The organism is Agrobacterium sp. 22-3639C2, from assembly GCF_053522105.1.
Genome location: NZ_JBNWDB010000004.1, coordinates 247,485 through 272,458, shown reverse-complemented (window position 1 = coordinate 272,458; position 24,974 = coordinate 247,485). Strand labels below are relative to the sequence as shown.

Annotated in this window: 18 protein-coding genes and 1 pseudogene; 12 read left to right on the top strand and 7 right to left on the bottom strand. The window is 53.7% G+C overall.

What is annotated here, in order from left to right:
* Window positions 1-137 precede the first annotated feature (137 nt).
* A complete protein-coding gene (locus tag ACQZ6D_RS18565) occupies window positions 138-989 on the top strand; it encodes a hypothetical protein (protein WP_174004306.1) in 852 nt (283 codons plus the stop codon).
* Between the two features lie 317 nt (window positions 990-1,306).
* Here the strand turns inward: ACQZ6D_RS18565 and ACQZ6D_RS18560 are convergent, their stop codons facing one another.
* Both ACQZ6D_RS18560 and ACQZ6D_RS18555 read right to left on the bottom strand, forming a co-directional pair.
* Complete coding sequence (locus ACQZ6D_RS18560) at window positions 1,307-1,867, bottom strand: hypothetical protein (protein ID WP_174004304.1); 561 nt, start codon at window positions 1,865-1,867, stop codon at window positions 1,307-1,309.
* 359 nt (window positions 1,868-2,226) lie between these two features.
* On the bottom strand, window positions 2,227-2,457 hold the full coding sequence (locus ACQZ6D_RS18555) for a hypothetical protein (RefSeq protein ID WP_448730336.1): 231 nt from the start codon (window positions 2,455-2,457) through the stop codon (window positions 2,227-2,229).
* Between the two features lie 121 nt (window positions 2,458-2,578).
* On the opposite strand from ACQZ6D_RS18555, the gene ACQZ6D_RS18550 reads away from it, so the two are divergent.
* The 3 genes from ACQZ6D_RS18550 (at window position 2,579) to ACQZ6D_RS18540 (ending at window position 5,604) form a co-directional block, all read left to right on the top strand.
* Complete coding sequence (locus tag ACQZ6D_RS18550; protein WP_448730337.1) at window positions 2,579-2,878, top strand: hypothetical protein; 300 nt, start codon at window positions 2,579-2,581, stop codon at window positions 2,876-2,878.
* A gap of 302 nt (window positions 2,879-3,180) precedes the next feature.
* Complete coding sequence (locus tag ACQZ6D_RS18545; RefSeq protein WP_174004300.1) at window positions 3,181-4,599, top strand: DUF2235 domain-containing protein; 1,419 nt, start codon at window positions 3,181-3,183, stop codon at window positions 4,597-4,599.
* Window positions 4,600-4,914: 315 nt separating this feature from the next.
* The gene (locus ACQZ6D_RS18540; protein ID WP_174004298.1) at window positions 4,915-5,604 is read left to right on the top strand and encodes an SH3 domain-containing protein; all 690 of its coding nucleotides are present in this window, start codon (window positions 4,915-4,917) and stop codon (window positions 5,602-5,604) included.
* An 8-nt stretch (window positions 5,605-5,612) separates the two neighbouring features.
* Here ACQZ6D_RS18540 and ACQZ6D_RS18535 read toward each other — a convergent pair whose 3' ends face one another.
* Window positions 5,613-6,440 (bottom strand): hypothetical protein, encoded by an 828-nt coding sequence (locus ACQZ6D_RS18535; RefSeq protein ID WP_448730338.1) that lies wholly within the window; start codon window positions 6,438-6,440, stop codon window positions 5,613-5,615.
* A 131-nt stretch (window positions 6,441-6,571) separates the two neighbouring features.
* Window positions 6,572-13,501 carry a hypothetical protein gene (locus tag ACQZ6D_RS18530; protein ID WP_448730339.1) on the bottom strand — a complete coding sequence of 2,310 codons (6,930 nt, stop codon included), beginning with the start codon at window positions 13,499-13,501 and terminating at the stop codon, window positions 6,572-6,574.
* A gap of 901 nt (window positions 13,502-14,402) precedes the next feature.
* Here ACQZ6D_RS18530 and ACQZ6D_RS18525 point away from each other — a divergent pair.
* Together ACQZ6D_RS18525 and ACQZ6D_RS18520 are read left to right on the top strand one after the other, a co-directional pair.
* Complete coding sequence (locus tag ACQZ6D_RS18525; protein ID WP_174004292.1) at window positions 14,403-14,825, top strand: metallophosphoesterase family protein; 423 nt, start codon at window positions 14,403-14,405, stop codon at window positions 14,823-14,825.
* Window positions 14,826-15,244: 419 nt separating this feature from the next.
* Window positions 15,245-15,717 (top strand): annotated as a pseudogene (locus ACQZ6D_RS18520) (IS30 family transposase); the annotation flags it as partial.
* A gap of 40 nt (window positions 15,718-15,757) precedes the next feature.
* Here ACQZ6D_RS18520 and ACQZ6D_RS18515 read toward each other — a convergent pair.
* Entirely contained in the window at window positions 15,758-16,150 is a 393-nt protein-coding gene (locus ACQZ6D_RS18515) for a response regulator (protein ID WP_019565920.1), read from the bottom strand.
* Between the two features lie 70 nt (window positions 16,151-16,220).
* On the bottom strand, window positions 16,221-17,273 hold the full coding sequence (locus ACQZ6D_RS18510; RefSeq protein WP_112154693.1) for a sensor histidine kinase: 1,053 nt from the start codon (window positions 17,271-17,273) through the stop codon (window positions 16,221-16,223).
* Window positions 17,274-17,614: 341 nt separating this feature from the next.
* Between ACQZ6D_RS18510 and ACQZ6D_RS18505 the strand changes: the two genes are divergently transcribed.
* Window positions 17,615-18,091, top strand: coding sequence for a GNAT family N-acetyltransferase (locus tag ACQZ6D_RS18505; protein WP_026330884.1), 477 nt, complete (start codon window positions 17,615-17,617; stop codon window positions 18,089-18,091).
* A 306-nt stretch (window positions 18,092-18,397) separates the two neighbouring features.
* On the opposite strand, the gene ACQZ6D_RS18500 is transcribed toward ACQZ6D_RS18505, so the two are convergent.
* Window positions 18,398-19,297: a LysR family transcriptional regulator gene (locus ACQZ6D_RS18500; RefSeq protein ID WP_003516887.1), complete on the bottom strand. Its 900-nt coding sequence runs from the start codon at window positions 19,295-19,297 to the stop codon at window positions 18,398-18,400.
* Between the two features lie 154 nt (window positions 19,298-19,451).
* On the opposite strand from ACQZ6D_RS18500, the gene argH reads away from it, so the two are divergent.
* From argH to ACQZ6D_RS18475, 5 genes are all read left to right on the top strand, one after another.
* Window positions 19,452-20,912, top strand: a complete 1,461-nt coding sequence (gene argH, locus ACQZ6D_RS18495; RefSeq protein ID WP_448730340.1) for an argininosuccinate lyase — start codon at window positions 19,452-19,454, stop codon at window positions 20,910-20,912.
* Window positions 20,909-21,781, top strand: coding sequence for an amino acid ABC transporter permease (locus ACQZ6D_RS18490; RefSeq protein WP_003516889.1), 873 nt, complete (start codon window positions 20,909-20,911; stop codon window positions 21,779-21,781). Before argH ends, ACQZ6D_RS18490 begins: the two co-directional genes overlap by 4 nt.
* Window positions 21,782-21,791: 10 nt before the next feature.
* Window positions 21,792-22,562, top strand: a complete 771-nt coding sequence (locus ACQZ6D_RS18485) for an amino acid ABC transporter ATP-binding protein (RefSeq protein ID WP_333717642.1) — start codon at window positions 21,792-21,794, stop codon at window positions 22,560-22,562.
* A gap of 81 nt (window positions 22,563-22,643) precedes the next feature.
* Window positions 22,644-23,471, top strand: coding sequence for an ABC transporter substrate-binding protein (locus tag ACQZ6D_RS18480; RefSeq protein WP_112154696.1), 828 nt, complete (start codon window positions 22,644-22,646; stop codon window positions 23,469-23,471).
* A 103-nt stretch (window positions 23,472-23,574) separates the two neighbouring features.
* The gene (locus tag ACQZ6D_RS18475) at window positions 23,575-24,966 is read left to right on the top strand and encodes an MmgE/PrpD family protein (protein WP_112154732.1); all 1,392 of its coding nucleotides are present in this window, start codon (window positions 23,575-23,577) and stop codon (window positions 24,964-24,966) included.
* Window positions 24,967-24,974 lie beyond the last annotated feature (8 nt).

The following is a 24,974-nucleotide window of genomic DNA, read 5'->3' as shown; positions in this document are numbered from 1 at the left end:
GAATGCCAAGCTGCGGATTGTTCGATGATTAATTGCGCCTCGTTGTTTTAATAATATTGGTGCTCCTCTAGGAAGTATAAGGAACTACATGACTATGCCAAATGGTCGACATTTAAATTTTTTGTAAAGGAAAAAGGGTGACCGCAGAATATAGAGAGCGGGTTGTGGCGTTCGTAGATATCTTGGGGTTTAGCGCCTTGGTCCGCGAGGCGGACCGCAATCCGGAATTGCGCCAAAGAATTGCTCATGCTCTCCGCCAAGTCAGCGTGCTCCGGGGTCCCATGGAGGGTGATAGCAGCTTCCGGGCTCAAAATTTTTCGGACTGCATTATCCTGACCGCAGACAAGACAGCTAGCGGCTTATGGCGACTGTTGTTTGCCATCCACGAACTGACTTGGTATTTACTTGATATTGGTGTTCTGGTTCGCGGCGGTGTGACAATAGGGCAGGCCCACCACGACGAAGAGATCGTGTATGGCGTCGGTGTTCTGAGCGCGTACGAACTCGAAAGTAAAGTCGCCGACTTCCCACGGGTCATTTTGGACGACAGCGTCGTTCGAGCTTGCGACGAGTTCGCTGCAATCGATGAGATCGCCGAAGTATATCGAAAAGCTAGAATCGCTCGTGCTTCAGACGGCCTTCACTACCTAGATTTCTTTCTTGAAGTCTCGCTCTTCAATCGGGCCGATCCACAAAATCTTGCCGTGCGCTCGCACCATTTGTACGTCGATGGGATAAAAATCCGTGACCAGCTTCAGACGATGCTGGACAAGTCGACTTCGAACCCCAAAGTCAACAGGAAGATCAAATGGATCGCGGAGGTTTGGAACGAGCGCGTTGCGCGGCCGCGCGGCGACAATCAAGAGCCACTTATTGGCCGGATCAAGATAACTCCGGAGTCTCGCCTAAATCGAATACGCCGAGTCTGTAGAAATGTAGTTGGGGCCGTCTTATCGAGGTTGACCGCTTACTTCCCTTATCGTCGGTAGGGACTGGCTACGATACTGCAGTAGGAACCATTGCCTCCGCTGAATCCGCTGCAAAGACCGGGGACGCCTCTAAAGTTGGCCAAGCTTTATCTGTGCATTGGGGTCAGCCGGAGAATGGGCCTCTGATGTTGCGAAGGAAATCTAGGTCGGTCGATACAACATGGCCCATGTTGCGGATCGTGGGGACGGTCCTTTAGGCCTGGAAAAGCCGGAAGCTATGAAAACGGAAAGGTTGTCGCTTTAGGGTGCAAGGGATTTGCGCCTGAAACCTCCTCTCTCTGATCGCCGCTTGTTTGGACACGCGTCCATTTCTCGCTTTACCGTTTCCCTTTGCGGGCTAGATGCAGCTGGGCATCCTTCTCAAGCTTCCTTTCCCAACTTTTCAGCCCGAGGGCATCGGCATCGGGCAGACCGCCCATTATCTTAAGGACTGCAGCCGTTACCTGACGGCCAAAAAGCTTCGTGCAGCGGAGCGGGTCTCCCCGGTCGTCACGGAAATCGACTCCCAGTATGAGGAGCGTGGAGACAGCCTCGTCGTCAGCGCTGTATTCTGTGACAAATTGATCCTCGTATTCTTTCGCACCGACCTGAATACTGCACCATTCCGCCGTTCCCTCGATCAGGTTCTCGAAGTTTGAGGGATACTTGAAGCGAGTGTCGTCTCTGGTTATGCCAAAGAGGTTGCTGGAAAGTCGATCAAAATATTCCTCAAGCTCAGGGACTACTTCGCCGTTCCTGGGCGGGTTCAATAATAGCTTGCTTTCAAATTCCGCTATACCACGGAGTTTTCGTATCACTAGGATATAGGCACCCCTCTGGGCAATCAGAGCATCGAGTTCCGACATTCTGCGCTTCCACTCTGCGTAGCTGCTGGCCATTTATGATTTCTCCAGGAAACGGTATGATTATACACGGGAAGCGATACACCTCGAACCGAGCACTACTCACGTCCACAGCAAACTTCCGACATCATCCGCGAATTGCAAATGCAGTCTGCTCGCTAGCCAGTGAGTGTGAACGCCCTCTTGGGAGCATACCAATCCTTGGCGATCACCGCGTGAAGACGATATTTTAGTTGCGGGCGATCAGGATTCATCGACGCCACGACTTTGTAAAACTCAGAGCAACAGACGGTGAGGAGAAGGAAGAAAAATTCCCAGACATGATGCACGAGTGGTGGAAGTGGTAATCCGTGGACCTTTGCATCAATCCCAGGCGCTGCCACCGTTGGTGGTCTTCAATCATAACGCCAATGGTCGTAGTACCGCACGGCGGTATCTTGAGCGGTCCGCAGCGCTGCGGGATTCTGCCAGACTGTCAGGCCAACAATAATAAGAGCCGCCACTAGGGCTAAGCTGATTAATCTACGCACGACGAACATCATCAGCCAGCTCGCGATGACCACGCCGACGCCCATCACCAGCATGGAATAGAAGTCTTCAGGGATACAGGTCTCAAGGGTTTCCATACGTGCTTATAGAGGGAGTGTTTTGGCCGAAGAAAGGCGGTTCGGTGCAAATCACTGAACGTAGGCTCAGGCTGAGCGCAATGATCATATTGCGGCTCGGTGAGCGTCCGGTGAACTGTTTTTGCTGATCGGGAAAATCAGGCGATGTTCTGGCATTAGAACCAGCATTAGTGCTGACATTAATACCAGAGCAAAGAGGTTTCATGGCCCGTATGGAGATCATGTCCGGCTGGTTTACGTCAGCGATGGCACTGAAGATGGCACGAAGGGTCTGACCGAGAACGGCATCAAAGAACTTCAAAGCCTACTTGCCGACATCAGGACGTGGGACGGCGGTATCCGCGAGTTCCTCATCGACACACAGTGCGATCCTGAAATAATCGACCGCATCATGGCCGATGAGATGAAGCGCGGCCTTTAGATTCCATCTCTCGAAACCCGAAAAATGCTTTCGCCGGACGCTCACGCGGCTCGGGTGATGACAAACTAAATTTCTCTGCGGCGCATTAGCTAGAATCCTGTTGTTGATGCTCGCGCTTTCGCCGTCAGCTTGTCACGTCGGCCTTCCTGACAATGACTGTTAATAGGTGAACCACCGCATGCTAATACATGTGGCTTAGGATTACCTAAAATAGCTGGGGATAGTTTTTTGTTTCGGCAAAATAATACTTATATAGTGACTGAAATTCTTCAAAATGATTTGAATTCATTGGGGCGATTTACATGCCGAAGAATATTCTCATATTTTCAGACGGTACGGGACAAGCTGGCGGCCTCCTTCCGGACGAGCGCCGTAGCAACGTTTATAAGTTGTTTCGCGCAACCAGATGCGGTCCCGAGTCTGCCATTAATCCCGACGACCAAGTTGCTTTCTACGACGCGGGGTTGGGATCAGCTTCAGACGGCGTTGACATTAAAATCGGACCAATTCGGAAAATTTATAATGTTCTCTCACAAGCTACTGGCCTTGGGATAACCAAGAATATTGTCGACTGTTACACGGCCATTCTACAGTCCTGGGAGCCTGGGGACAGGATATTTTTGTTTGGGTTCAGCCGTGGTGCCTACACCGCACGATGCGTTGGTGGCGTGTTAGGTCTATGCGGTGTTCCAACCACTATGGAGGATGGTATCACTCCATTTTACCGCGATCCAAAAACTGCCCGTCAGGTTGCGAACGAAGCGGTAAAGACCATCTATCAACATGGTGCCGGTAAGGGCAATAAGTTGCTGGATACCCAGCGGAAAGAACTGGCTGTTCGCTTTCGGGAGAAATATCGATCTGCTGATGAAAACGATCAGGCCAACACTGTACCGTACTTCGTCGGAGTATGGGATACCGTGGGCGCATTGGGAATTAATGCCGTCCAGCAGATGCTTATTATCCTCGCGGCCGCAATTGGAATTGCAGCAGTAGCTACAGCAGTATGGGCACTCATGCCTTGGGAGATTGGGCTAAGTATTTGGCTCATCTCCAGCGTGGTTTTCACAGGGGCCGTCATAGGAGCGTGGTACTTGGCGACCCACTTGAAATGGGCGCGAGGACTGAGCGATCCATGGTGGAAAACTGTCCACCTGACGGGCTGGCGGATGAAATTCTACGACACTTTTCTCAATCCAAGGGTCGAGCATGCAAAACATGCGCTTTCAATAGACGAGAATCGAGCAAAATTTGCTCGTGTACCGTGGACCTATCAATCTTCAAATGCTGCGAACAAAGAAGATGGTTGGTTCGAACAGGTTTGGTTCGCAGGCGTGCACTCTGATATCGGCGGTAGCTATCTCGAAACGGAATCTCGTCTGTCAGACATAGCGCTCTCGTGGATGGTGAATAGAGCGGCAAATGTTCCACATCCCATTGTTACCGATGAAAGATGGCTCCATCTTTATCCGTCCAGCGCGGGCGTCCAGCATGACGAGATCAAATCTGGATGGCTGCCGTGGAAGGCGTGCGTCCGCGCAGTTCCTACGGATGCACCAATACATCCGAGCGTCATTGACCGAATTAAACTGGATGGCGTTGTCCACTACGATGAAACAAAGGCATATCGGCCCGCAGGGTTACGCGATCATGTCGCTGTGAAGCAATATTACTCAGGTGGGGTGCCGATAGAGCAGGGTGGTACCGTAGCAAAGATATGAGATCGGTTCGGGGACGCTCTCACGTCACAAGAATGCTGTATGCCCGGTTTGCCTTTGGACGGCTCGATAACGTTGGAGACTTCATATAAGTCGCAGACCCAACCAGCAGGTTTGGCCGATTGAACATGCGATGAGTTTGTGTCACGACACTGAGGTGGACGACGAACACAGGATGAGAGGAAACTCTTACAATTCGGCTGATTACTCAACTAGGTTGAAGAAGTTTTTACCAGTAACTGCGGGAAACTCTTTCCGCCTGCATCTCAGACTTGTATGTTCTTTCCGTCTGCGCCAAAGTCCTGATGGGGGACTGGGATGCGGAAACGGTACTGGATCATTGGGGTAATTCTCATCTACGCTGCAGTCAATCAGATGGGCAGCAAGTCTAATGTGAATCAGGACGGTGTCACCACGCGTCCTACTGTGCCATCCCAGTCGGGCAACGTAGAGCCGTCCAAACCAGTTCCCAGCTCTCGCGAACCGCAGCCCAATCCGCCAAGCCTGCGAAAATTGGAGCGAGAGAAATCTGCTCAAGATTTTCCAATCCGTTTTGTTACCGGCAATCGTGTAGCCTTCCGTGCAGCCCCGTCCAAGAATGGGAACATCATTGATCGCCTGGATAGTGGGCGGAGAGTTCTTTTGATTGATCAGTTTGGTGAGTGGTCTCATATTCGAGACGAACTCACCCAACGCGAAGGCTGGATGTCTTCAAGGCTTCTCGGTGACAAACAAAAAACGGATGAAGACAAACCTTCCGATAAAGTGTCGAAGACAAAAGAACGGGAAAAATCGATCCCCACGATTCCCGATTCTGTGATCATCCAGCGCATTATTGCTGAATCACTAGCAAGTTATCCCAGTTCGTGTGCCTGTCCTTACAACACAGACCGGGGAGGGCGGCGCTGTGGCAAGCGAAGCGCCTATTCGAAACCGGGTGGTTATTCGCCAGTGTGTTTTCCTCAAGACGTAACGAGCACCATGATAGAAGCGTTTCGGCGACAATAGTTTTCAGGCTATTTCCATTTAGCCGCCCACTCTCTCAGTGCAGCTTTCGCCTTTTCAGGCCATTCTTTGACGGGCGGGCTAACAACAATTTTCTTACCGGACGGCTTCCAGGCGAGGAAAACCTGCTTTTCCTGGATCGAGGCGACGAGCAATGCCTCCTCTTCGTTGCATAAGTGCCGGGTACATGCTGAACCTACGAAATAATCACCGCTGAAAGAACCCGAGCCAACTCCCATAATGATGTCTGAATAGGTTTCCTTTTCCGGACCTAAGAGCCTATTGATTTGCGCCGCAACTTCGGCGAACTCCAAAATATCTCTAGGGTGAGTAATCGTCTTCTCACGAAGCTCTGCCCAGCCTTTAGATACGTTGGCAACGAAAGCCTGTTCTTCAGGTTTTGAGAAGCCGCTTATTGGTGTCCACACCCACGTTTCACCCGGCGAATTTGGCAATGCTGTTGTGGAGAACGATAACTTGTCGGCCGAGACTTGCATTTTCACCGGGCGGCAGCTGTCCACTGGGCCATCGACTTTTGGATTTGCGTTTGTCGGGAATGATATGACGAAAGGAGACGAGTCACACGCGTTCCCACCAGCAGACGATGATCCAACAATCGCCGGTGTTCCTGAAATCAGCTGAATGTCTTCGATGCTGAGAATCTCGTTTTTAAGAACTTCACGACCATCGATGGTCAGGACCTGTTCAAAATCACGTTTGAGAATGGTCACGTGATGCCCGAACATTTTCATTTCGAAGGTAGCGGCTCCGGCGACGCTGATCTGGGCCGCAACTAGGAACGTGACAGTCAAAACAAACAAACGAACGAGCTTTCCCAAGCTTGCCTCCAAATAATTCCCTGTCGCTCTTTATGCAATCATCGAGTGAAGAATACAATCATCTGGAACGGCGAGTGTACCGAAGCATAAGATCGGTACAACACTGTCGAAATCTCCATTAGCGCGTAAATTCAGGCGAAACGGAAATCGTCAGCTCCGAGTTGAGCCCATGCTACGTTCTGGATCAGAATGGAATTTTCTGCATCGTAAGAAATTTTCGTGTCCGCGCCGACTTGGCTCGTCTTGGCGACAAGGTCCTGCCAGTTTGCAAACAAACCATACTCAAACTCGATGATGTCCTTGCCTTTGGTAAAGTCCTGGATCGTATCGTGACCAAAACCCAAATTGAAAATAAACGTGTCGCTACCAGCGCCGCCATTGAGCACGTCGTTCCCGTCGGACCCATTAAGGACGTCATTTCCGTCCTGCCCGCTTAGGAAGTCGTTCCCCGCACCGCCAATGAGAAAATCATTCCCCTGTCCGGCGTAAATCGTATCGTTGCCAGTACCGCCCAGCAAAATATCGTCAAGCAATCCACCGATTATGATGTCATTACCAGCACCGCCGTCGATATATCCTGCGGCATTTGGATTTCCGGTAATCGTGTCGTTCCCACTATTAGATATTAACGCCTCGAAGTTTCCAGTAGCGAGCGATATATTCACATCGCCTGTGGAAGTCACGATGCCAGTGTCATAGCCGGACCCGCCGTCGATGGCTTGGGGTAGCGATGTTCCGCCGGATTTTCCATAGCTCGCAGCGTCGAAATAAATTGTGTCGTCACCTGCGCCTCCATGAAGGATATCGCTTTCTCCTGCCCGCCCATCAATAATGTCATTACCGTTGCCTCCGATGAGGTAATCGACGGCTTGCCTCATATTCGACCCGACAAGCGAGACGGAGCGATCACCGAGTGCCGTTACCCAATTGCCAGCAACGCCGCTGCTAACGCGTTGCCCGCCATCGAAGCCAACATAGCCGTCAGTTTCAAGCATCAGGGCAGGGGAACCGCGGACGTAAGTTCGAGCATCGTTCACCGAAATCGCATCATAGGTACCCCAAGGGCCGATAGCAGGAATGGGTCCGTTCAGGAAAACATGAGTTGTAACAGTATAAACCCAGATTTCATCCCAAGTCCCGAATATCATCACCGGTATCTTGTTAGCGTCGAGATACGTCTTTTGCGTCTTATCCGCTGCGACGTAACTGAAGCTATACCTATTATCAAGGCGAACGTCTTCCTGGTGGCGTGAATCTATACTACGATTACCCGAGATGTCAGCCTGCGTCCGCAGAACACGGTTGTCGGTGCCGTTAATTGAAACCTCTGTATTAATCCCGGCGATGACGATATTAGACATGCCGTTTATCGTCGCAGAGCCACCTTTAGCGAGTAATACAGTGCTATTATTCGACCATATTTTATTCGCCTGACCACTTATTGATATAGTCGAGTTGCTAAGGCTTGGGCTTGCATAGTCGTATTGCGAACCATCTCCATTGAACAACGTAAGCGCGTGGAAAAGCTGGTTTGACAAAGCAACGGAGTTGTTGTCGCCGTCTATTTTAATTTGTATTCCATTTTCGCTACTATTTAACGTGAATTTAGATTCTCCGTTAGCGCTTAGCCAAGAAAATTCTTCAAACAGCTGAGCGATGTCCTCGCCGAATCCAAATGATTCTTTAGTGGTTGAACCGTCGGCCAAAACAGACGAGAACTCGCTGGTAAAACCGTCGGGCTTCGACTCATATCGAATAGTATTAGATGAAATAACTTCTGCTGTATTCAAGTATTTAAAAGTATCTAAGCCTCTGGATTTTCCATCCTTACCCAGCGTGGTCGTTATTGAAGATAGCGGTTGATTGAATTGCATATCGACATAGTTGATTTTGCCCGTCGTAGAGCCATCAATGGAGATTATATGCGTTTCCACATTACTCAGGCCGTCTGGTGAACTATTGTTCGTCGTAATTTTTGTTACGTTCCCGTCGGCCCTCACATTTTTCTGCCAACTTTGTAGAAGGGAACCGTCACTCAGGAATGTCTGATATATTGTCTTGGAAGCACCGCTGACGTCATGGGTGGTGGTCTCGACATGGTCAAAATATCCCAGTCCTGCAGAATCACGCTGCAAGACAGATGATCTTCCATCGGCGGACGTCGTAGTGATTGTCTTTTCCCGGACAGAACCGTCACTGTTGGTTTCTACAAGTGTCCTGACAACACTTCCATCCGCTCGGACAACTGAGACGTCGCGCTGAATGCGATCAGTAACGCCGTCTCCATTGATATCCATATAGTCGGTAATGGTTTGGCCACCCCTGCTGGTGACCGATGTTTGGCGGTCTGTTAGAATCCCCAGGTGGTTGAAATTTTCGACCGTGACGGTCTTTGTTCCATCAACCGCAATTCTGGTTTCGGCAGTCTGGCTGACCGTATTCGTCAGCAAATTATGGTGCATCACCTCCACTACGCGCCCATCGGCGCTCGTGTGCGTGATGGTCTTGAAACTCAGGTCTTCACGAATTTCCAGTTTGGAACCATCAGCGTTTTCGAGCGCGTATGTTTTTCCCTGAGCATTTGTTGTCGCGTTCGAATTAACTGTTGCGGTTGTTTTCGTAAGACCATCCGCGCTGGTAGAAACTACTGTATCAAACCAGGGGTTATCTTTGATTGTCTGAGTAATGCTGCCGTCACTGTTAAAGACAGTTACGTCAGTTGCACTCTCCTCGAATGTGCCGTCACCATCCTTGTCCCACCGCTTGGCAATAGACAGACCGTCATCGCTTTTCGACTCTTCATATCGAGCTTCAAGTGAACCGTCCGACTTGAAGTACGAAGTCACCTCGGTGCGTGTTCCATCGGCACCAACGGTCAGTGTTTCGGTTTTGCTCTGATCGAAAATTCCGTCGCCGTTATTGTCCCAATTATACGTTGTTGTCGCGGTATCGACGCTCGTCGTCACAACGGTCCGGTCCGCGAGTGCACCACTCGCTGTGAAATTGCTGACAGTCTGTGTCCGACTACCATTGGAATTCAGTACAGTCACGTCGCTTTGTGTTTGATCGGCCGAACCGTTCCCGTCTGTATCCCACTGTTTGGTTATTGAGAGGCCGTCGTCACTTGTCGTGGTGATGAGGCGGCGCTCAAGGCCTCCGCCTGCGTTGAAATCAGACATGGTCACCACGGTGTTTCCGGCTGCATCGAGAACGGATGTCTCTATCTGATCAATGTGGCCGTCGCCATTTTTATCAGTGGTGACAGTCGTTGTCCGCTCGTCCGGACTGACCTTTGTGACAACCCGTTCCTGCAAGACACCAAGACCGTCGAGAACCGAAACCGTCTCGGTGCTTTCGCCACTGGCGCTCAAAACCGATGTTTTCGTTTGGGTGAGGTCAAAGCCGCCGGTTCCATTTGTGTCCCATTGTGTTGTCTCCACTTGGGCATCTACCGACGTCGTAACCACGACCTTTTCACGGAGGCTGCCATCACCATTGAAGCTGGAGCGCGTTTCGGTCTGACTACCATCCTGGTTGGAAACAACTGATAGAGTTTCGGTCAGGTCAATAGTTCCATCACCGTCCGTGTCCCGCTCAAGTGTCATTGAGCGACCATCGGAACCCGTGGTGTTGACGGCCTTATCTCGCAAGCTACCGTCACTGTTGTAGTCTCTCACCGTTGTTACGACATCGCCGTTGGCTGCGGTGTGAGTCACGCTTCGCTGATCTGTAATTGTATCGCCATCAAGATCGTACACGACGGTCTCATTGCCATTGGCACTGGTGGTTTTGACGGTCTTTTCCTTCAAAGAGCCGTTACGATGAAACTCCGTGATGGTATGCGTCTGGCTGCCGTCAGCATTGTAGACTGTGACTTCAGTCCAAGTGTTGTCGATCCTTCCCGCTCCCGTTTTATCAACGGTGGCGGTCTGCGAGAGTTCGTTGCCATTGGTGGTCGTGACGCTCTGTTGCTTGACCGTGCCGTCGCCATTCCAGTGCGTTATCGTCTGGGTCTTGCCACCGTCATTTTTCAGAACAGTTGTGTCGGTAATTTTTTCATCAACAACACCATCGCCGTTGCGATCATATTCCACGACACGAACGAGCCCATTTCCGTTGACAGTCGTGACCAATCGGGAACTTGTCGAGCCATTCGGGTGGAATTCAGTTACGGTGGTCGTTTTACCGCCATCGCCATTCAGGACGACACTTGTGGTCTGTTTTTGTTCGTAAACGCCGTCTCCATTAGCGTCCCTCTGAACAACGGTATTCAGATTATCATCTGAGCGCGTGGTGATCGTACGGTCTTTTAGTGACCCGTCAGGATTATAACCGGACACGGTTTCAATAAAGCTGCCGTCGCTCGCGGTCACTCGCTCGATCTGGCGATCAAGGTGGCCATCGCCGTTTGCATCAAATCGGGATATTGAACCCAACCGGTCAGCACTGAGCGTCGAAATAACCGTCGCGCGCACGGAGCCATCAGCATGATATTCGATCAGAGTCTGTGTTTGACTGCCGTCAGGGTTAAGGACGGTAGTCTCGTTCGTCGAGCGACTGATTGTCCCGGAACCGGCGTTGTGCCATTGGGTATTTTTCTCTAGCCCGTCTGCACCAGCCGTAACGATCATTTTGTCGAGCAAAACGCCAGAGGCGCTGTATTGGCTCGTCGTGACTGTGGAACTCCCATCGGAATTCGTGGCCGTCTGGCGTATTTGCGTCCGATCCGTCGTTCCGGCAGAATTACCAGCATAAAGAATCGTCGTTGTCAGACCATCTGCGCTCGTGATGGTCGTTGTTCTGCTTTGGAGCGAGCCGTCAGGATTGAATAGGCTAGCCACGTTCTGCGATTCCCCGGTCGCCAGAACAGAAACCGATTCCACGAAGTCCGGGTCGCCATCTCCATCGGTGTCGAAAGTATCCGATCTCGTTTTGCCATCGGCGCTCCAGTTTGAAATCGATGTGGCCCGAAGGCTGGCATCGGCATTCGATTCCACAATTGTTTTCGTTCGCCCACCGTCTGCGTTCACCACGGTGATTTCTTCCGTGACGAGATCGAAAACGCCGTTTCCGTCAAAATCAGCTTTGACGGTCTTGCTCAAGCCGTCCGCGCTCAAAGTAGTGACAAGACCACTGCGCAACGACCCATCGCCATTGAAATTATTTTGGGTTGTTATCGAGCTTCCATCAGCTGCGACAACTATTCCAGAATTCTGCCTGCTCTCTACGACGCCATTCCCGTCCTTGTCTGTCAGTATTTCTTTCGAGCGGCCGTCAGCACTTGTCGTCGTCACCACACGTTGGGTGACGGTTCCATTACTTGATTGGGTGAGGACTTCTTCCGTCCCGCTTCCACTACCGTTGACGGTGACAGAGCGATTTTCGATGACGTCGAAAATGCCATCCCCGTTCAAATCGGATTTTACGCTCGAAGCGGTTCCGATGGCATTTGAGAAGACGGAAATGGCCTCCTTTTCGGAGCCGTTCTGGTTGAGATATTTTATCGTGGTGGTGGTGCTGTTGTCTGAACCGATAATACGTGTCTCAACCTGATCTGTGGTGCCGTTACCATCCAGATCGCGCGTAATCGTTATGTTTTTCTTGTCGGCGCTTGTCGACGTAATCTCCCTACTCAGCAAGTGCCCACTTGGCGAGTAGTTGGAAATCGTTTGCGTGCGATCTCCAGCGCTGTTTATCGTCGTGACCTCTGTTTGGCGGGTATCGAGAACGCCATCCCCACCAATGTCATACTCTAAGGATTTTGTGAGCCCATCAGCGCTCGTGACCAGTGTCGACTTGTAAGCAACACTCCCGTCGGGATGGAAGGCGGACGTTAAAATCGATGTCGAACCGTCGGGGTTGACGACAGTCTCCCTGTCGACGATGTAGCCCTGCCCATCATAAACAAACTGGACATCGGCCATAGTACCGGTCGTACCGTCGGTCCGGGTGTATCCTCCCTGACCCAGCACGACTGAACCATCTCCCAAAACCGTGCGATTATTGTCGGTCGACAGGTCAATGGACGCGATGCCGAGTTGGTCAAGGGTCTGGAGTTGCTGCGTGCCGTCGGGATTCGAAACAAGTATCTTGAACTCGGACCAGCGTGCGTCGCCCGCATCAAGCTTGCCGTTTCTATTCGTATCGAAGACGTTGGCCAGCGCCTCGGTGTTTGATTTTGCCGTTGGGTCCCAGGACGTAAAGATAAAGGCTTCCGGGGAATTCACGTCTCCGGACCCCTGTTGGTCAAGCACCAGCACGCCGTTGCCGCTTCCTGCCCAGGCGGTTTTATGCTGTAGCGCGTCCCCCTCCATATTCAGATACGTATTCGACGAACCAACCGCGGTTATATTAATGCCGCTGCCTGTCAGATCGAGAACGACAGGGTCAAACCAGGATTCCACCACATGCACTTGCCCCGCAGCGGGCGGCTCGGCATCGATGATGATCGGCTCTAAAACAGTTGTGTTTTCGTCAGAATATCCCTCTTGAGATGAGGAAGCAGGCTTCGGTTCCGAGTCACCACTTTCATCGTCCCACATTGATTTAATCGACTGGAAAAAGTCTCCAACAGAGTATCGTCCAGCGGCGTCCGTAACGGCACTTCGCAAATCTGAGGCAAAGTTTGCCGTAAACTCATAAAGATCATCAGACGCGTTCGGGTAGTGCTGATTGACGGTATCGTAGAGAGCTTCAGCTGCCGCAGAACCGACATATCCGGCCACGACAACGGCGGCGACCCCTGTGAGCGTCGGGGCTGCTATAATGCCCACAACGGCGCTGGCAAATAGCCCGCCGGCAATATTCGCCGCACCGCTTAGATCGCGATCGGTGGCTCCCGTCGCAACGGAAACAACTACATCTTCAATAGCTCTGAAAGAAAGCGCCAGCTTTCCAGCCGCCGTGCCTTTAATGCCTCCCTTCAGGGCATTGTCTAACAACCCACTGGATATCCCTACATAGGCAGAGTAGCCGCTGGCTACCGCGTCTGGGGCACTGTGAAATGGCTTGGTGAGATTATCAAATGTTCGTCGTGTAAAATCATCAAAAAAAGTTGCCATATCACCACCCCCTACTTAGAAAAATCCATATCTGTGACGAAGAATTACAAACGCACCAAATCCTGTGATGAGGAACAGTGCTACGTTGAAGAGAAGAAAAGAAAAATATTTGAACGGTTTCTCTGCAGCTCTATATGAGCCGATCCCGGTTTTTATTTCCCCGGAAAAAGTGGATTTCACTAAGTAAGGCACGTAATAAAAGAAACAAAAATACAAACAGGCAGATAATAAAGCGTCCAAAAAAAATCGTTCGCTTAGGAGATATTCCTTGATAGTCAAGAACACTTTGTCCTCCTAGTGATATATTATCGCCGACACTACTATCATCAGTAACCAGCAGAACCTCTGACCCGCCCGTCCCAGTATTATTTCAACCAACTGAGAACGGGGCACCAAAAATCTTAAACCCGGTTTTCGTACAGGTTTCAATAGAAAGTTGTATTTTTTACTCATGTTTGTGATGTCGGCATCGTCCGCAAATCGGTTACGGCTACATTTCATAGGGGCTTTGCTATTTACGGATATATGCCCTTGTTTTCGCTTCACCCTGCTCGTGATGATTGACCGGCTACCACGGGAGGTTCCAAGGTCCAAAGTTGACGGCGTTGATCTGAGTATCCTCCAGCTTCTGACGATAGATGCGACGCAGAAGGAAGTCGGTGTCAGATTGGAATTATCGCCTCGAACAATCGAGCACCGGATCGACCGAAGCAGGGTTGGGGCGAAAAGCCTACAACACATGTCGTTCTCTGGATCGCGAGTAGGCTGAAGTATATCTGCTGAGATAAAGATCAGGCGGTTCGTTAGTTCTTTTCAACGGTGATAACGTTGCCTTGATCATGTCACTTGTACGACATAACGATCTTATTGCGGAGATTGGGGACGTACCCTGAGCGCGTTCATGAACGGCTTATATACCGACAATCTGATCACATATTGGCTGACGCAGATGGGTGGCATGGCGACGATTGACAGCTATCTGCCGAACCGGCCAGGCAAACTGGATGATATCCAAGATGCCCTTGTTGAGCAGTTCAGTCATCACCAGGAACTGCTGAACGGGGCAGCCGATAAAATCATCAACGACAACCTTTGCTTCGTCCAGGCTGGTATTCGGCCTGGGGTTCCACTTGACCAACAAGACCCCCGTGACCTGAGATGGATCAGAGAAGGTTTTCTGGACCACGATTTGCCGTTTGAACGACTGGTCGTACACGGTCACACGCCAACTGAAAACAGCTTTCCAGATGTCTTAGGTAGGCGTTGTCGATGGCTGGGGTTCGTCACCGTCGAGGTTCGTCTGTATCCGACCAACCCAAAATGACATTGCTTCTACGCAACTGTTTGAGTTGGGCCACGCCAGGCTCCGTTTTGGGCCAAAAGCCCGCTGTTTGGGCCATACCTGGTTCCGTTTTTACAAAAGAACATCGCCTTTTCGATAAATCAAGTTCCATAATATATGTTATGCGATTATCGTATGTAGCGGGGTACATTCTATTTTGAAGTGCGACTTACGAATGATGCCAATGGGTTGTCACTCGTAAGGAAAGCGCAATGGACCGTACCTACTCGCATATTGATCTGGATGAACGACGCAAGATCACCCGCTGTACTGGCAATCAGCGCCCGGTATGTTCAGAGGCTGATTGGTCGTATTGAGGCTACCGGCGCTGCCTCGATCAGACACAAGGCAATTGGTCGCCCGTCGAACAGTAAAATCGCGACCGGCGTCCGTGATTACGCCGCCCCGACGCGGTTGCCGATCGCAAGCAGTTCGGGCATTGGGAATGCGACCTGATCCAGTTCCGAAAGAAGTTTGGGAAAGCCAATGTGACATCACTCGTTGAACGTGCCAGCCGCTTTGCGATCTTTCTGCGCAACAACGATCGGCAGTCTCGACCGGTCATGAACGGCCTTGTGCAAGCACTTCAGGCCCTGCCCCACCTCGCCCGTCGTTACATCACGTTCAACCGTGGTACGAAGTTTACCGACTGGCCTTACCTCCAGGCGAGCATAGGACCCAAACCTGATTCTGCGATCCACAATCGCCATGGCATAAAGGCACGGTCGAAAATTCCAACAGACGAGCCCGTAAATGGCTTTCGAGAGAGGTCGATCCGCTCTCCGTCAGCGATGCCGACGTTATCGATATCTGCAATCGGCTGAAGACCACACCACGCAAGCGCTTGGGATTCCTACCTGGAACCCGCACTTGATGGGACGCGGACCGCACGGCCAGATGTCGGTCGCCGAAACTCAACCGGCATCGTTGGCCGGCGGCACTTGCGAAAGCAGGCGGGCCATTGCGTCCGTGATTGAATGATCATCATAAGGCTTTGAAAAGAAACGGCTGCCCACCGGTAGACTGCTCTCCTCAAGGATTGCCGCGCCGGATGCGACTATCAGTTTCACAGGTGGCCATCGATCCCTGATATAGTGGGACAACTTGATACCGTCCATTGTCCCGGGCATCTGAACGTCGGTAAACACCAGATCGATGTCATTTCTCGACTCAAGGATGCGAATTGCCTCGTCGGCATTGCAAGCTTCCAAAGCTTCGTAGCCTGCGGCAAGAACCAGATCGGCTGCCCCCATTCGAATGATCGTGTTGTCTTCGACAATCAGGACGACCGCTTTACCATTTTTCATCGCTCACTCTGTGAATAGGAGTTGGAAGCTTCGACAGCTTCGGTAATGTCGCGCGTCTGAACCCTCGGGCTTATACGGCTGCTGACAGATCAATTCGTGAACCCGCATTTTCCCGGTGCCGTATTGTGACGACCGTGCCCGGATCGGCATCGCTTAGAAGGATTTCGCCCGTCAAATTCTTAACGAGCGCCTCCACTATGCCTGTTCCCAGTCCGGCCTTAGGTGCGCCACTTCCCGCCGGCATGCCGATGCCGTTATCGGAAATGGTCAGGGTCCAGTCTTTGTCTGAGGCACGATAGTCAATAAGGATCAGGCCGGTTCGCTCATCGGGAAAGGCGTGTTTAAGGGCGTTGATGACCAATTCCGTGACGATAAGGCCCAAGCTCACGGAAACGTCCGCCTCAACCGCGCTGTCATCTACGATCACCTGTATCGAAAGCCTATCAGGATCGGCGATCATAGACGCTCCGAGGCTTTGGCAAAGCTGGGTCAGATAGGCGCGGACTTGTACATCGCCGCTTTGGGCTGTGGCAAGCTGCCTTTGCACCGATGCGATCGACATGACCCGCAGATGGGCGTTGTGGAGATGCCCTCGTACCTCCTCCGACTGTACCCGACGCGCGCTCTGCATCAAAACACTTGCTATGATCTGGAGACTATTGGCGACCCTGTGCTGCACCTCCTGCAGCAGGATCGCTTTGTCGCGAACCAGATCGTCCTTCAATCGTGCCTCGGCGCGCGCCTCGGTGACGTCGGTTACGGACAACAGAAGGCGGATATGATCGATGTCGCCGTCATCAAGCGTCCGGGCATTGACCACCAGTTGGCGCGTCGCGTGATCTGGCCGCCTGAGTTCGATCTCGTAGGCTTCAATCTTGGCGCTTCCGGAAACCGTTGCTCGAAGCAGCGACGTGAGCTTGGGCATCGCCCATTCACCGTCTCCAATATCCCGGAGGGTTCTGCCTGAAATTGTAACAGGATCTATCGCGAACGTCCTGCAAAATGACGCGCTCGCTGCAATGACCGTCAGGTCATCGGTCAGGAAGAGCAAAGGTTCGTTGGAATATAACACGAGGGCAAGTGTGCTTGCCGCTTCGAAATGCACTGAAGGGATGTTCGGCATGGAGAGGCCCTCAAGGGCCGGAGACTCGCGAAGCAAGTCATGACTCGGCAAAACAGCCGAGAGGCCGCAAAGGCCAAATCGACAAACCAATTATAGCATGACTGATGGGCAATCCCGTCATACTAAATATGGCAACACAAATGATTTTGTCCTCAATGAAATGCCTCATGCTCTTTTCCGGACGAGGTTGAGTGATCCGGCCCGATAGGGAACGGTTTCGCATAGGTCTTCCTGCCGTCTTGAAAAGCTTAACTAGAGCGCTTGCAACGGTTTGATCGCTCGAATTCCGATGAATGCGCACCTGGTCCTCAATGATCGACAAACGAGATTTTCAAGGAACGATGATGACATACACTATCCAAATGCTGGATCATCACCCCGACTTGCTGCGGAGCGCTGCAGATTTGATGCAGGAAATGCAGGCTTATTATAAAGTGCCCTGCCCATCCTGCGATGAAGTTCTCCAAGGGTTGGTGGAAAGACCGGACGCTGCTGAAATCATTGTCGCGATCGACCAGGGGTGCGTGGTCGGATTTGCTGCATTCAGCGCCATCTATCCTGGCCCATACCTGCAACCAGGCCTCTTCCTCAAAGAGCTTTATGTCCGCAGCGCCTATCGTGGGCGCGGCATCGGGCGGGAACTCATTGCGCAGCTTGCACAGCTGGCACTGGAGCGCCGGCTGTCAAGAATAGACTGGACCGCAGATGCAAATGATCAGCACCTGCTGGGCTTCTATGACAACATTGGCGGAGAGCGAAAACCGGACAAGATTTTTTATCGGCTCGATGGTGATGCCCTGAAGCGTATCGCCTCCTGAGGTGGCGATGATCCCGAAAAGGTCAGGGCCTATAAACTAGGCGAAAGTCCCGAATGACCGTATCTATCCTACTGCGCAAGATCGGAGGTTGGCCCAAACAGACGCCTGAAGCCGTCCCGACCCGAGTTTGGTCCTCCGTATGAAACCTTCCAGAAGATTCTTGGAATACCTGGACGCCAGATGAGCTGCACGCTCGCCTTGGATACTGGAAATCAGAGTGGTATGTCGTGGGTGGCACACGCCTTTTTTAGCGCCATCTGCATCGCCGCCACAGTCATCTTCTGGCTCGGCAAACGAGTCCTGAGCCTAATCTTTCGTTAGACCGGCCTCTTCGTACAGCCATTGTTCAAAAAGACGCATCGATTGGCTTGTGGGAATGTTGCCCGGCTTGGTGAACCAGTATCCATGGTCACTCCGGAAGCCAAACCCGCCGGGGTTGACAAGGCGGCCGGCAACAAGTTCATCGGCAATGAGGCCATGCGGGATAAGCGCCATCCCCTGCCCTGCCAGTGCCGCGCGGATAACCATTGTATAATAGCCGAAACGCATCGTGTGGCGAACCTCCAGCCCGTGCAATCCATTCGCCTGCACGAAGAATGGCCAATGGAACGGGGTCTGTGGATGCTCCAGCATGACACCGCGCGCCGCGGCTTCGATGGTCCCGGGATTGCCAAGCTTTTCCCAGTAGGATGCGGCGCTGACCAGGCGAATGTCATTGCCGAAAAGATATGTACCGTCCTCATCTGGAGCTGGACTCACTAGGAAGCGCACGCTTCCATCTGGAATCTCGGTCTGTGTTTTTGACACGAAGGTCGTAAACTGCACTTCGATTTCAGGATGGGCCTCAGTAAATTGAACAAAGCGCGGTAAGAGCCAGCGGTCGCCGAAGATCGGCGGCACCTGAAGACGAAGAACACGCGGCCCTGGTTTGAGGCGAGCGACCTTTAGAGCCGCATCTTCCATTGCCTTGATCGCGGTGCGGGCATGCTCGATGTAAATGGCGCCCAACTCGGTTGGAACCATGCCGTTCGGCGTGCGCTGGAAAGCCGGACCACCGATGAGTTCTTCCAATCCGATCAATTGCTTGCTGACTGCGCTTTGCGAGAGCGCGAGTGGCTCTGCGGCCGCACTTGTCGAGCCGCGTTCGGCCACGGCCAGCAGAACCTGTAGCGCCGTCATGGAGGGAAATTGCTTGCGGCCAGACATACGCGCACCTCGCCCTTTCAGTCGATTTCAGACTAATCCTCTGCGCTAAATCTGACTAGTCGTTTTTGTCATAGGCAAGCGAATTAACTTCGCTTGCCTTAATTCCTGGCAAATAGGAGCATTGCCTCAATATTAAACAAAAAAGGGAACTATCATGTCCGAGCCGACCCAGCTCTGGGGTGGACGCTTTAAGTCCGGCCCCTCGGAAGCACTTGCCAATCTTTCCCGCTCGCACCCCTCTTACTTCCGGCTTTACCGCGAGGACCTTGCCGGTTCGCGTGCCCATGCATCCGAATTGAAGCGCGCAGGCGTGCTGGATGAGGCAGAGTTCGCCACGATCCGTGAAACGCTCGACCATATCGAGACCGATGTTGCAACAGGGAGCGAAAAACCTATCGCTGCCGATGAAGACATTCACACCTTCCTCGAACGCCTGCTGATGCAGCGTCTCGGCGTGCTGGGGGGCAAGCTGCGCGCCGGGCGCTCGCGCAACGACCAGACCTCCAACAATACCCGCCTGTATCTTCGCCGCATGGCGCGGGAGCTGTCCCGCGGCATTGTCGAAATCGAACTGGCGCTGGTCTCGCAGGCCGCACGGCACACGGAAACGGTGATGCCCGGTTTTACGCATCTGCAGCCTGCCCAACCCGTCGTGCTCGGCCATCATCTCATGGCGCATGCACAGAGCCTGCTTCGCGACCTGGAGCGCTTCGAGGATTTCGACCGGCGTTTCGACCGTTCGCCGCTGGGTGCCGCCGCACTGGCTGGTTCGGGCATCGCCTGCCGCCCCGATCTGTCGGCGATCGAGCTTGGTTATACTGCAGCCTGTGAGAATTCCATCGACGCGGTTTCAGCACGCGATCATGTGGCCGAATTCCTGTTCATCTGCTCGCTGGTGGCCATCAGCCTGTCACGCCTTGCGGAGGAAATCTGCATCTGGAGTTCCAAGCAGTTCAGCTGGGCCAGGCTGCATGATTCCTACTCAACCGGCTCCTCCATCATGCCGCAGAAAAAGAACCCGGATATCGCCGAACTGACCCGCGGCATGAGCGGCACGCTCATCGGCAACATCGCCGGTTTCCTGGCAACAATGAAGGCAATGCCGCTTGCCTACAATCGTGACCTCGCAGAAGACAAGCGCGCACTCTTTGAAAGCATCGACATTCTCGAACTCATCCTGCCTGCTTTCGCAGGCATGGTAGAAACGATGGAATTCGATGTGGTCAAGCTGCGCGACGAAGCGCCCAAGGGATTTACCCTGGCAACAGAGGTTGCGGACTGGCTTGTGTCGCAAAACGTTCCGTTCGCGCAGGCGCATGACATCACCGGCGCTGTGGTCCGCTATTGCGAAGAGCAAGGCCACGACCTTGGCAGTCTGAGCGAGGAAGACCTGCCCAGAATCGACGCGCGCCTCGCACCCGCTGTCCTCAAGGCGATCACATTGGAAGGCGCGCTTGCCAGCCGCACCGGCTTTGGGTCGACAGCGCCGGTCAGGGTCCGCGAGCAGATCGAACGCTTCACCGTTGCGCTGGAAGCAAGAAAGACATTCGCTGCCAGCACGCTGAATATTTCCGGCCACGATGCGGCCTCAAGACGCGAACGAGGTGCACGATGAGCATGTCCGACACCCATCCCGCACCCCACGACCAGAAATACGAGATCGCCCACCTGACGCTCGTTCCCAAACGCCATACAGGGCGCATGGTCGCGGCAGCACTCGTTCTTCTTGCTCTCGCAGCGCTTGTCCGTGCCTTTAGTGTTGGCCAGATCGAGTGGAGCTATGTTCGTGACTTCATCTTTGCACCGGCGATCCTGCAGGGGCTGCAGAGCACGCTGATCATGACCGTGGCCGCCATGACGCTCGGCATCGTGCTTGGTGTGATTATCGCCCTGATGCGCGTATCGGGAAATCCGGTACTCTCCTCAATCGCAGTTGGCTATGTCTGGATCTTCCGGGGCGCGCCAGCGCTGCTGCAACTGATGATCTGGTTCAACCTAGCGCTGATTTTCCCGACCATGGGTATTCCGGGCCTGTTCGAGGTCCGCACGGTTGACATCATGACACCGTTCGTTGCGGCCATGCTGGGCCTTGGTATCTCCCAAGGCGCCTATACGTCCGAAGTTGTGCGCAGCGGCCTCCTGTCTGTGGATAGCGGACAATATGAAGCAGCCCGCTCCATCGGCATGACTCAGATGATGATGTTGCGCCGCATCGTGCTTCCGCAGGCCATGCGCGTCATGGTTCCGCCGATAGGAAACGAGGTGATCGGCATGGTCAAGCTTACCTCGCTTGCAAGCGTCATCCAGTATTCGGAAATCCTGCACAATGCGCAGATCATCTACTTCGCCAACACCCGGGTGCTGGAATTGTTGCTGGTTGCCAGCTTCTGGTATCTCGCCGTCGTCTCCGTCCTGTCGGTGATCCAGCACTATATCGAGCAGTATTTCGGCCGCGGCAGCAAAGCCGTCAGCGCATCGATGTGAGGGGGATGAGATGAGCAAGGAAATCGTTGTAAAGGCCGTTGACGTCACCAAGCTTTATGGGACTTTCACGGCGCTTGACAAGGTCAGTCTGGAAATCGCCAAGGGAGAGGTCTGCTGCGTCATCGGCCCTTCCGGGTCGGGAAAGAGCACCTTTCTGCGTTGCATCAATCAGCTCGAAAAAATGAACGCCGGCGCAATCTGGGTCAATGATGAACTGGTCGGCTATCGCCGCGAAGGCAACAACCTGCACGAAATAAGCGATGTGGAAATGTCACGGCAGCGCCGCCGCGTCGGAATGGTATTCCAGCGCTTCAACCTGTTTCCGCACAAAACCGCGCTGGAAAACGTCATGGAAGGTCCGGTCCAGGTTCTGCGTGAGCCGGTAGCCGATGTCCGCAAGCGCGCACAAGATCTGCTCGTCCGCGTGGGATTGGGCGACAAGGCCGGACATTATCCCTCGCAATTGTCCGGCGGTCAGCAGCAGCGCGTGGCAATTGCCCGCGCGATGTGCATGCGCCCCGAACTGATCCTGTTCGACGAACCGACGTCCGCGCTTGACCCGGAACTCGTCTCGGAAGTCCTGGATGTGATGAAGGATCTCGCCGCAAGCGGCATGACCATGATCGTGGTGACGCACGAACTTGGCTTTGCCCGCAACGTTGCAAACACCGTCGCTTTCATGGAGGCGGGCAAAATGGTCGAGGTCGGTCCTGCTTCTGAAGTTCTCGGTACGCCGAAAAGCCCTCGTACGACGGAGTTTATCAGGGCTGTTCACAGCTGAAATCGATCGGGCCCGTCAGTCAGGCAGGCCCGCGCTACACGCCTAAGCCAACCCAGTCAGCTTATAAAAAGGGGAATTCACATGAAAACAGCTCTTATCACCGTCGCCGTCCTAGTCGCCTCTACGGTGGTGCATGCCGAAGGCTTGCCGGACCGCATCAAGTCTGCGGGCAAGGTTGTCGTCGCAAACCAGCCCAACTATCCGCCGATGGAATACAAGGACCCGGCGACCAACACGCTGGTGGGGATCGATATCGATCTTGGCGTGGCGCTTGCCAAGCAGCTTGGCACCACAGTCGAATGGGCTGATATCGGCTTCGAACAGATGATCTCGTCACTCCAGACAGGCCGCGTTGACCTCATTCACAGCGGCATGAGCGATCTTCCGAAGCGTCGCGATACGCTCGACTTCGTCGATTACATGAAATCCGGTGCTCAGTTCTACACCTCAGCGGCGCGCAAGGAGGAGTTCAAGACCCCGGCCGACTTCTGCGGCAAGACCGTGGGCATGAGCCGCCGGACGTCCTTCCCGGATGAAACTGCAAAATGGAGCGTGGCAAATTGCGAGGCCAAGGGGCTTGCCGCCATCAAGGTGGTCGGCACGGAGGGCTCGGCGGATGCGCGCGCTCAGCTGAAGCAGGGCCGCCTGGATGGTGCGGTTCAGGGCTCGGAAACCCTGCCCTACCTGCTGACACTGGAAAAGGACACCTATGCCATCGTCGGCGAGCCCATCACCACCGTTTACCAGGGTATCGCTTTCTCCAAGAAGGACACTGCATTGCGCGATGCCTATGCAGGCGCCCTCAAGGCGCTCATGATCTCAGGCGAGTACAAGGCGATCTTCGCAAAGCACGGACTGGAAGGCACGTTGCTGGACGGCATCTACATCAACGGTGAATCTGCCAAATAAACGGCAGAACGTCGGTTACAAATTCACCCGGTCGCGTTCGTTTCGCGGCCGGAAGTTCTCCCGTGTTGATCTTGCGGGCCTTCCCTTGTTCCAGAGTTTCACTATGACCCGTCCTGTCGCCAACACGCCAATTGACAAGCTCGCGCAATTCGTCTCAGCGCTTGACCACGATGCCATCCCCGCCAGTGTGGTTGCAAAGGTGAAGGTTCACATCGCCGACACCCTGGCGGCCGCCATCGCCGGTGCCCGCTCTGGCGAATTTGCAATCACGCACCAGGCGATGCACCCGAAGGGCGCGACGCGACTTTGGGGGACAGGCCTATCCGGCTCGCCGCGAGATGCAGCGCTGATAAATGGTGTCGCGGCCCATGCCTTCGAACTGGATGATGCGGGCGGCTGCGATCATTCGGGCGCGGTGATCATGCCCGCCGTCTTTTCGGCACTGCATGAGGTGGCTCGGCCCGTGGACGGCAAGCGGATGATCGCCGCCGTTGTCGCCGGCTATGATGCGGGACGCCGCATCCTTGAAGCGACCGGCGGCTATGATGCCCACAATGGACTTGGTTGGCATTCCACCGGTACCTGTGGCACCGTTGCTGCTGCTGCCGCCGTCTCAAACCTGCTCGGACTCGATGCGTCGGCTACTCGAGACGCTATGACCCTGGCGACAAGTTTCTCCTCTGGTCTTTGGGCCTTTATTCATGACGGTTCGCAGGCAAAGAAGCTGCATGCCGGTCGGGCGGCGGAAGGCGGCCTGGTCGCAGCCTTGCTCGCCGCCAAAGGCTTTGCTGGACCCTCACGGGTGTTTGATGAGGTATGGGGTGGCTTCTTCACCTCGTTCAACAGGTCTGCCTGCGAGCCTGACCTCTTGTCGGAAGGGCTCGGCGATGTCTGGAAGATCAACCGGGCGGTGCTAAAACCCTACGCGTCCTGCCGAGGCGCGCATTCCGCCGTCGATGCGCTCGACGACCTACTCGCCGAAACCGATCGCGCGCCCGAAGTGATCGCCCGGATCGGCCTTCGCATGAGCGGCATGCTGGCGAATATGTGTGGCGCAAAGGTCGCGGGTGCCATGGCGCCGACCCAGATGAGCCTGCCTTACGCGCTTGCCGCCCGATGCGCCTTCGGCACTGCGGGCCTTCAGGCCTATACTGAGGAGCGACGCAAGCATCTGGAGGTGCAGGCGATGATGGACCGCATCGACATTTACGTTGATCCATCGATGGATGCCATGGCAGAGCCTGTGGTGACACTGACCTTCCGTGATGGCCTTGTTGTCGAGCGGATGGTACCGCGCGCCACCGGCTCTGCCGAGCGACCAATGCCCGCTTCCGCCGTTGCAGCGAAATTCCGAGAACTGACTGCCATGAGCCTGCCCAAAGACCGAGTGGAGCCTCTCTGGCAGATGCTCGGCAAGCTTGAGCAGATAAACGATTGTACGGAGATCGAGGCACAGATGTCCGGGCATGCCGAAACACGTCCCACCTTCCGCTGAAAGGCAGG

Coding starts and splice junctions, on each gene's coding strand:
- ACQZ6D_RS18560 (WP_174004304.1), bottom strand. CDS start 1,867: ATGGCCAGCAGCTACGCAGAGTGGAAGCGCAGAATGTCGGAACTCGAT.
- ACQZ6D_RS18555 (WP_448730336.1), bottom strand. CDS start 2,457: ATGGAAACCCTTGAGACCTGTATCCCTGAAGACTTCTATTCCATGCTG.
- ACQZ6D_RS18545 (WP_174004300.1), top strand. CDS start 3,181: ATGCCGAAGAATATTCTCATATTTTCAGACGGTACGGGACAAGCTGGC.
- ACQZ6D_RS18540 (WP_174004298.1), top strand. CDS start 4,915: ATGCGGAAACGGTACTGGATCATTGGGGTAATTCTCATCTACGCTGCA.
- ACQZ6D_RS18530 (WP_448730339.1), bottom strand. CDS start 13,501: ATGGCAACTTTTTTTGATGATTTTACACGACGAACATTTGATAATCTC.
- ACQZ6D_RS18525 (WP_174004292.1), top strand. CDS start 14,403: ATGAACGGCTTATATACCGACAATCTGATCACATATTGGCTGACGCAG.
- ACQZ6D_RS18515 (WP_019565920.1), bottom strand. CDS start 16,150: ATGAAAAATGGTAAAGCGGTCGTCCTGATTGTCGAAGACAACACGATC.
- ACQZ6D_RS18510 (WP_112154693.1), bottom strand. CDS start 17,273: ATGCCGAACATCCCTTCAGTGCATTTCGAAGCGGCAAGCACACTTGCC.
- ACQZ6D_RS18505 (WP_026330884.1), top strand. CDS start 17,615: ATGATGACATACACTATCCAAATGCTGGATCATCACCCCGACTTGCTG.
- ACQZ6D_RS18500 (WP_003516887.1), bottom strand. CDS start 19,297: ATGTCTGGCCGCAAGCAATTTCCCTCCATGACGGCGCTACAGGTTCTG.
- argH (WP_448730340.1), top strand. CDS start 19,452: ATGTCCGAGCCGACCCAGCTCTGGGGTGGACGCTTTAAGTCCGGCCCC.
- ACQZ6D_RS18490 (WP_003516889.1), top strand. CDS start 20,909: ATGAGCATGTCCGACACCCATCCCGCACCCCACGACCAGAAATACGAG.
- ACQZ6D_RS18485 (WP_333717642.1), top strand. CDS start 21,792: ATGAGCAAGGAAATCGTTGTAAAGGCCGTTGACGTCACCAAGCTTTAT.
- ACQZ6D_RS18480 (WP_112154696.1), top strand. CDS start 22,644: ATGAAAACAGCTCTTATCACCGTCGCCGTCCTAGTCGCCTCTACGGTG.
- ACQZ6D_RS18475 (WP_112154732.1), top strand. CDS start 23,575: ATGACCCGTCCTGTCGCCAACACGCCAATTGACAAGCTCGCGCAATTC.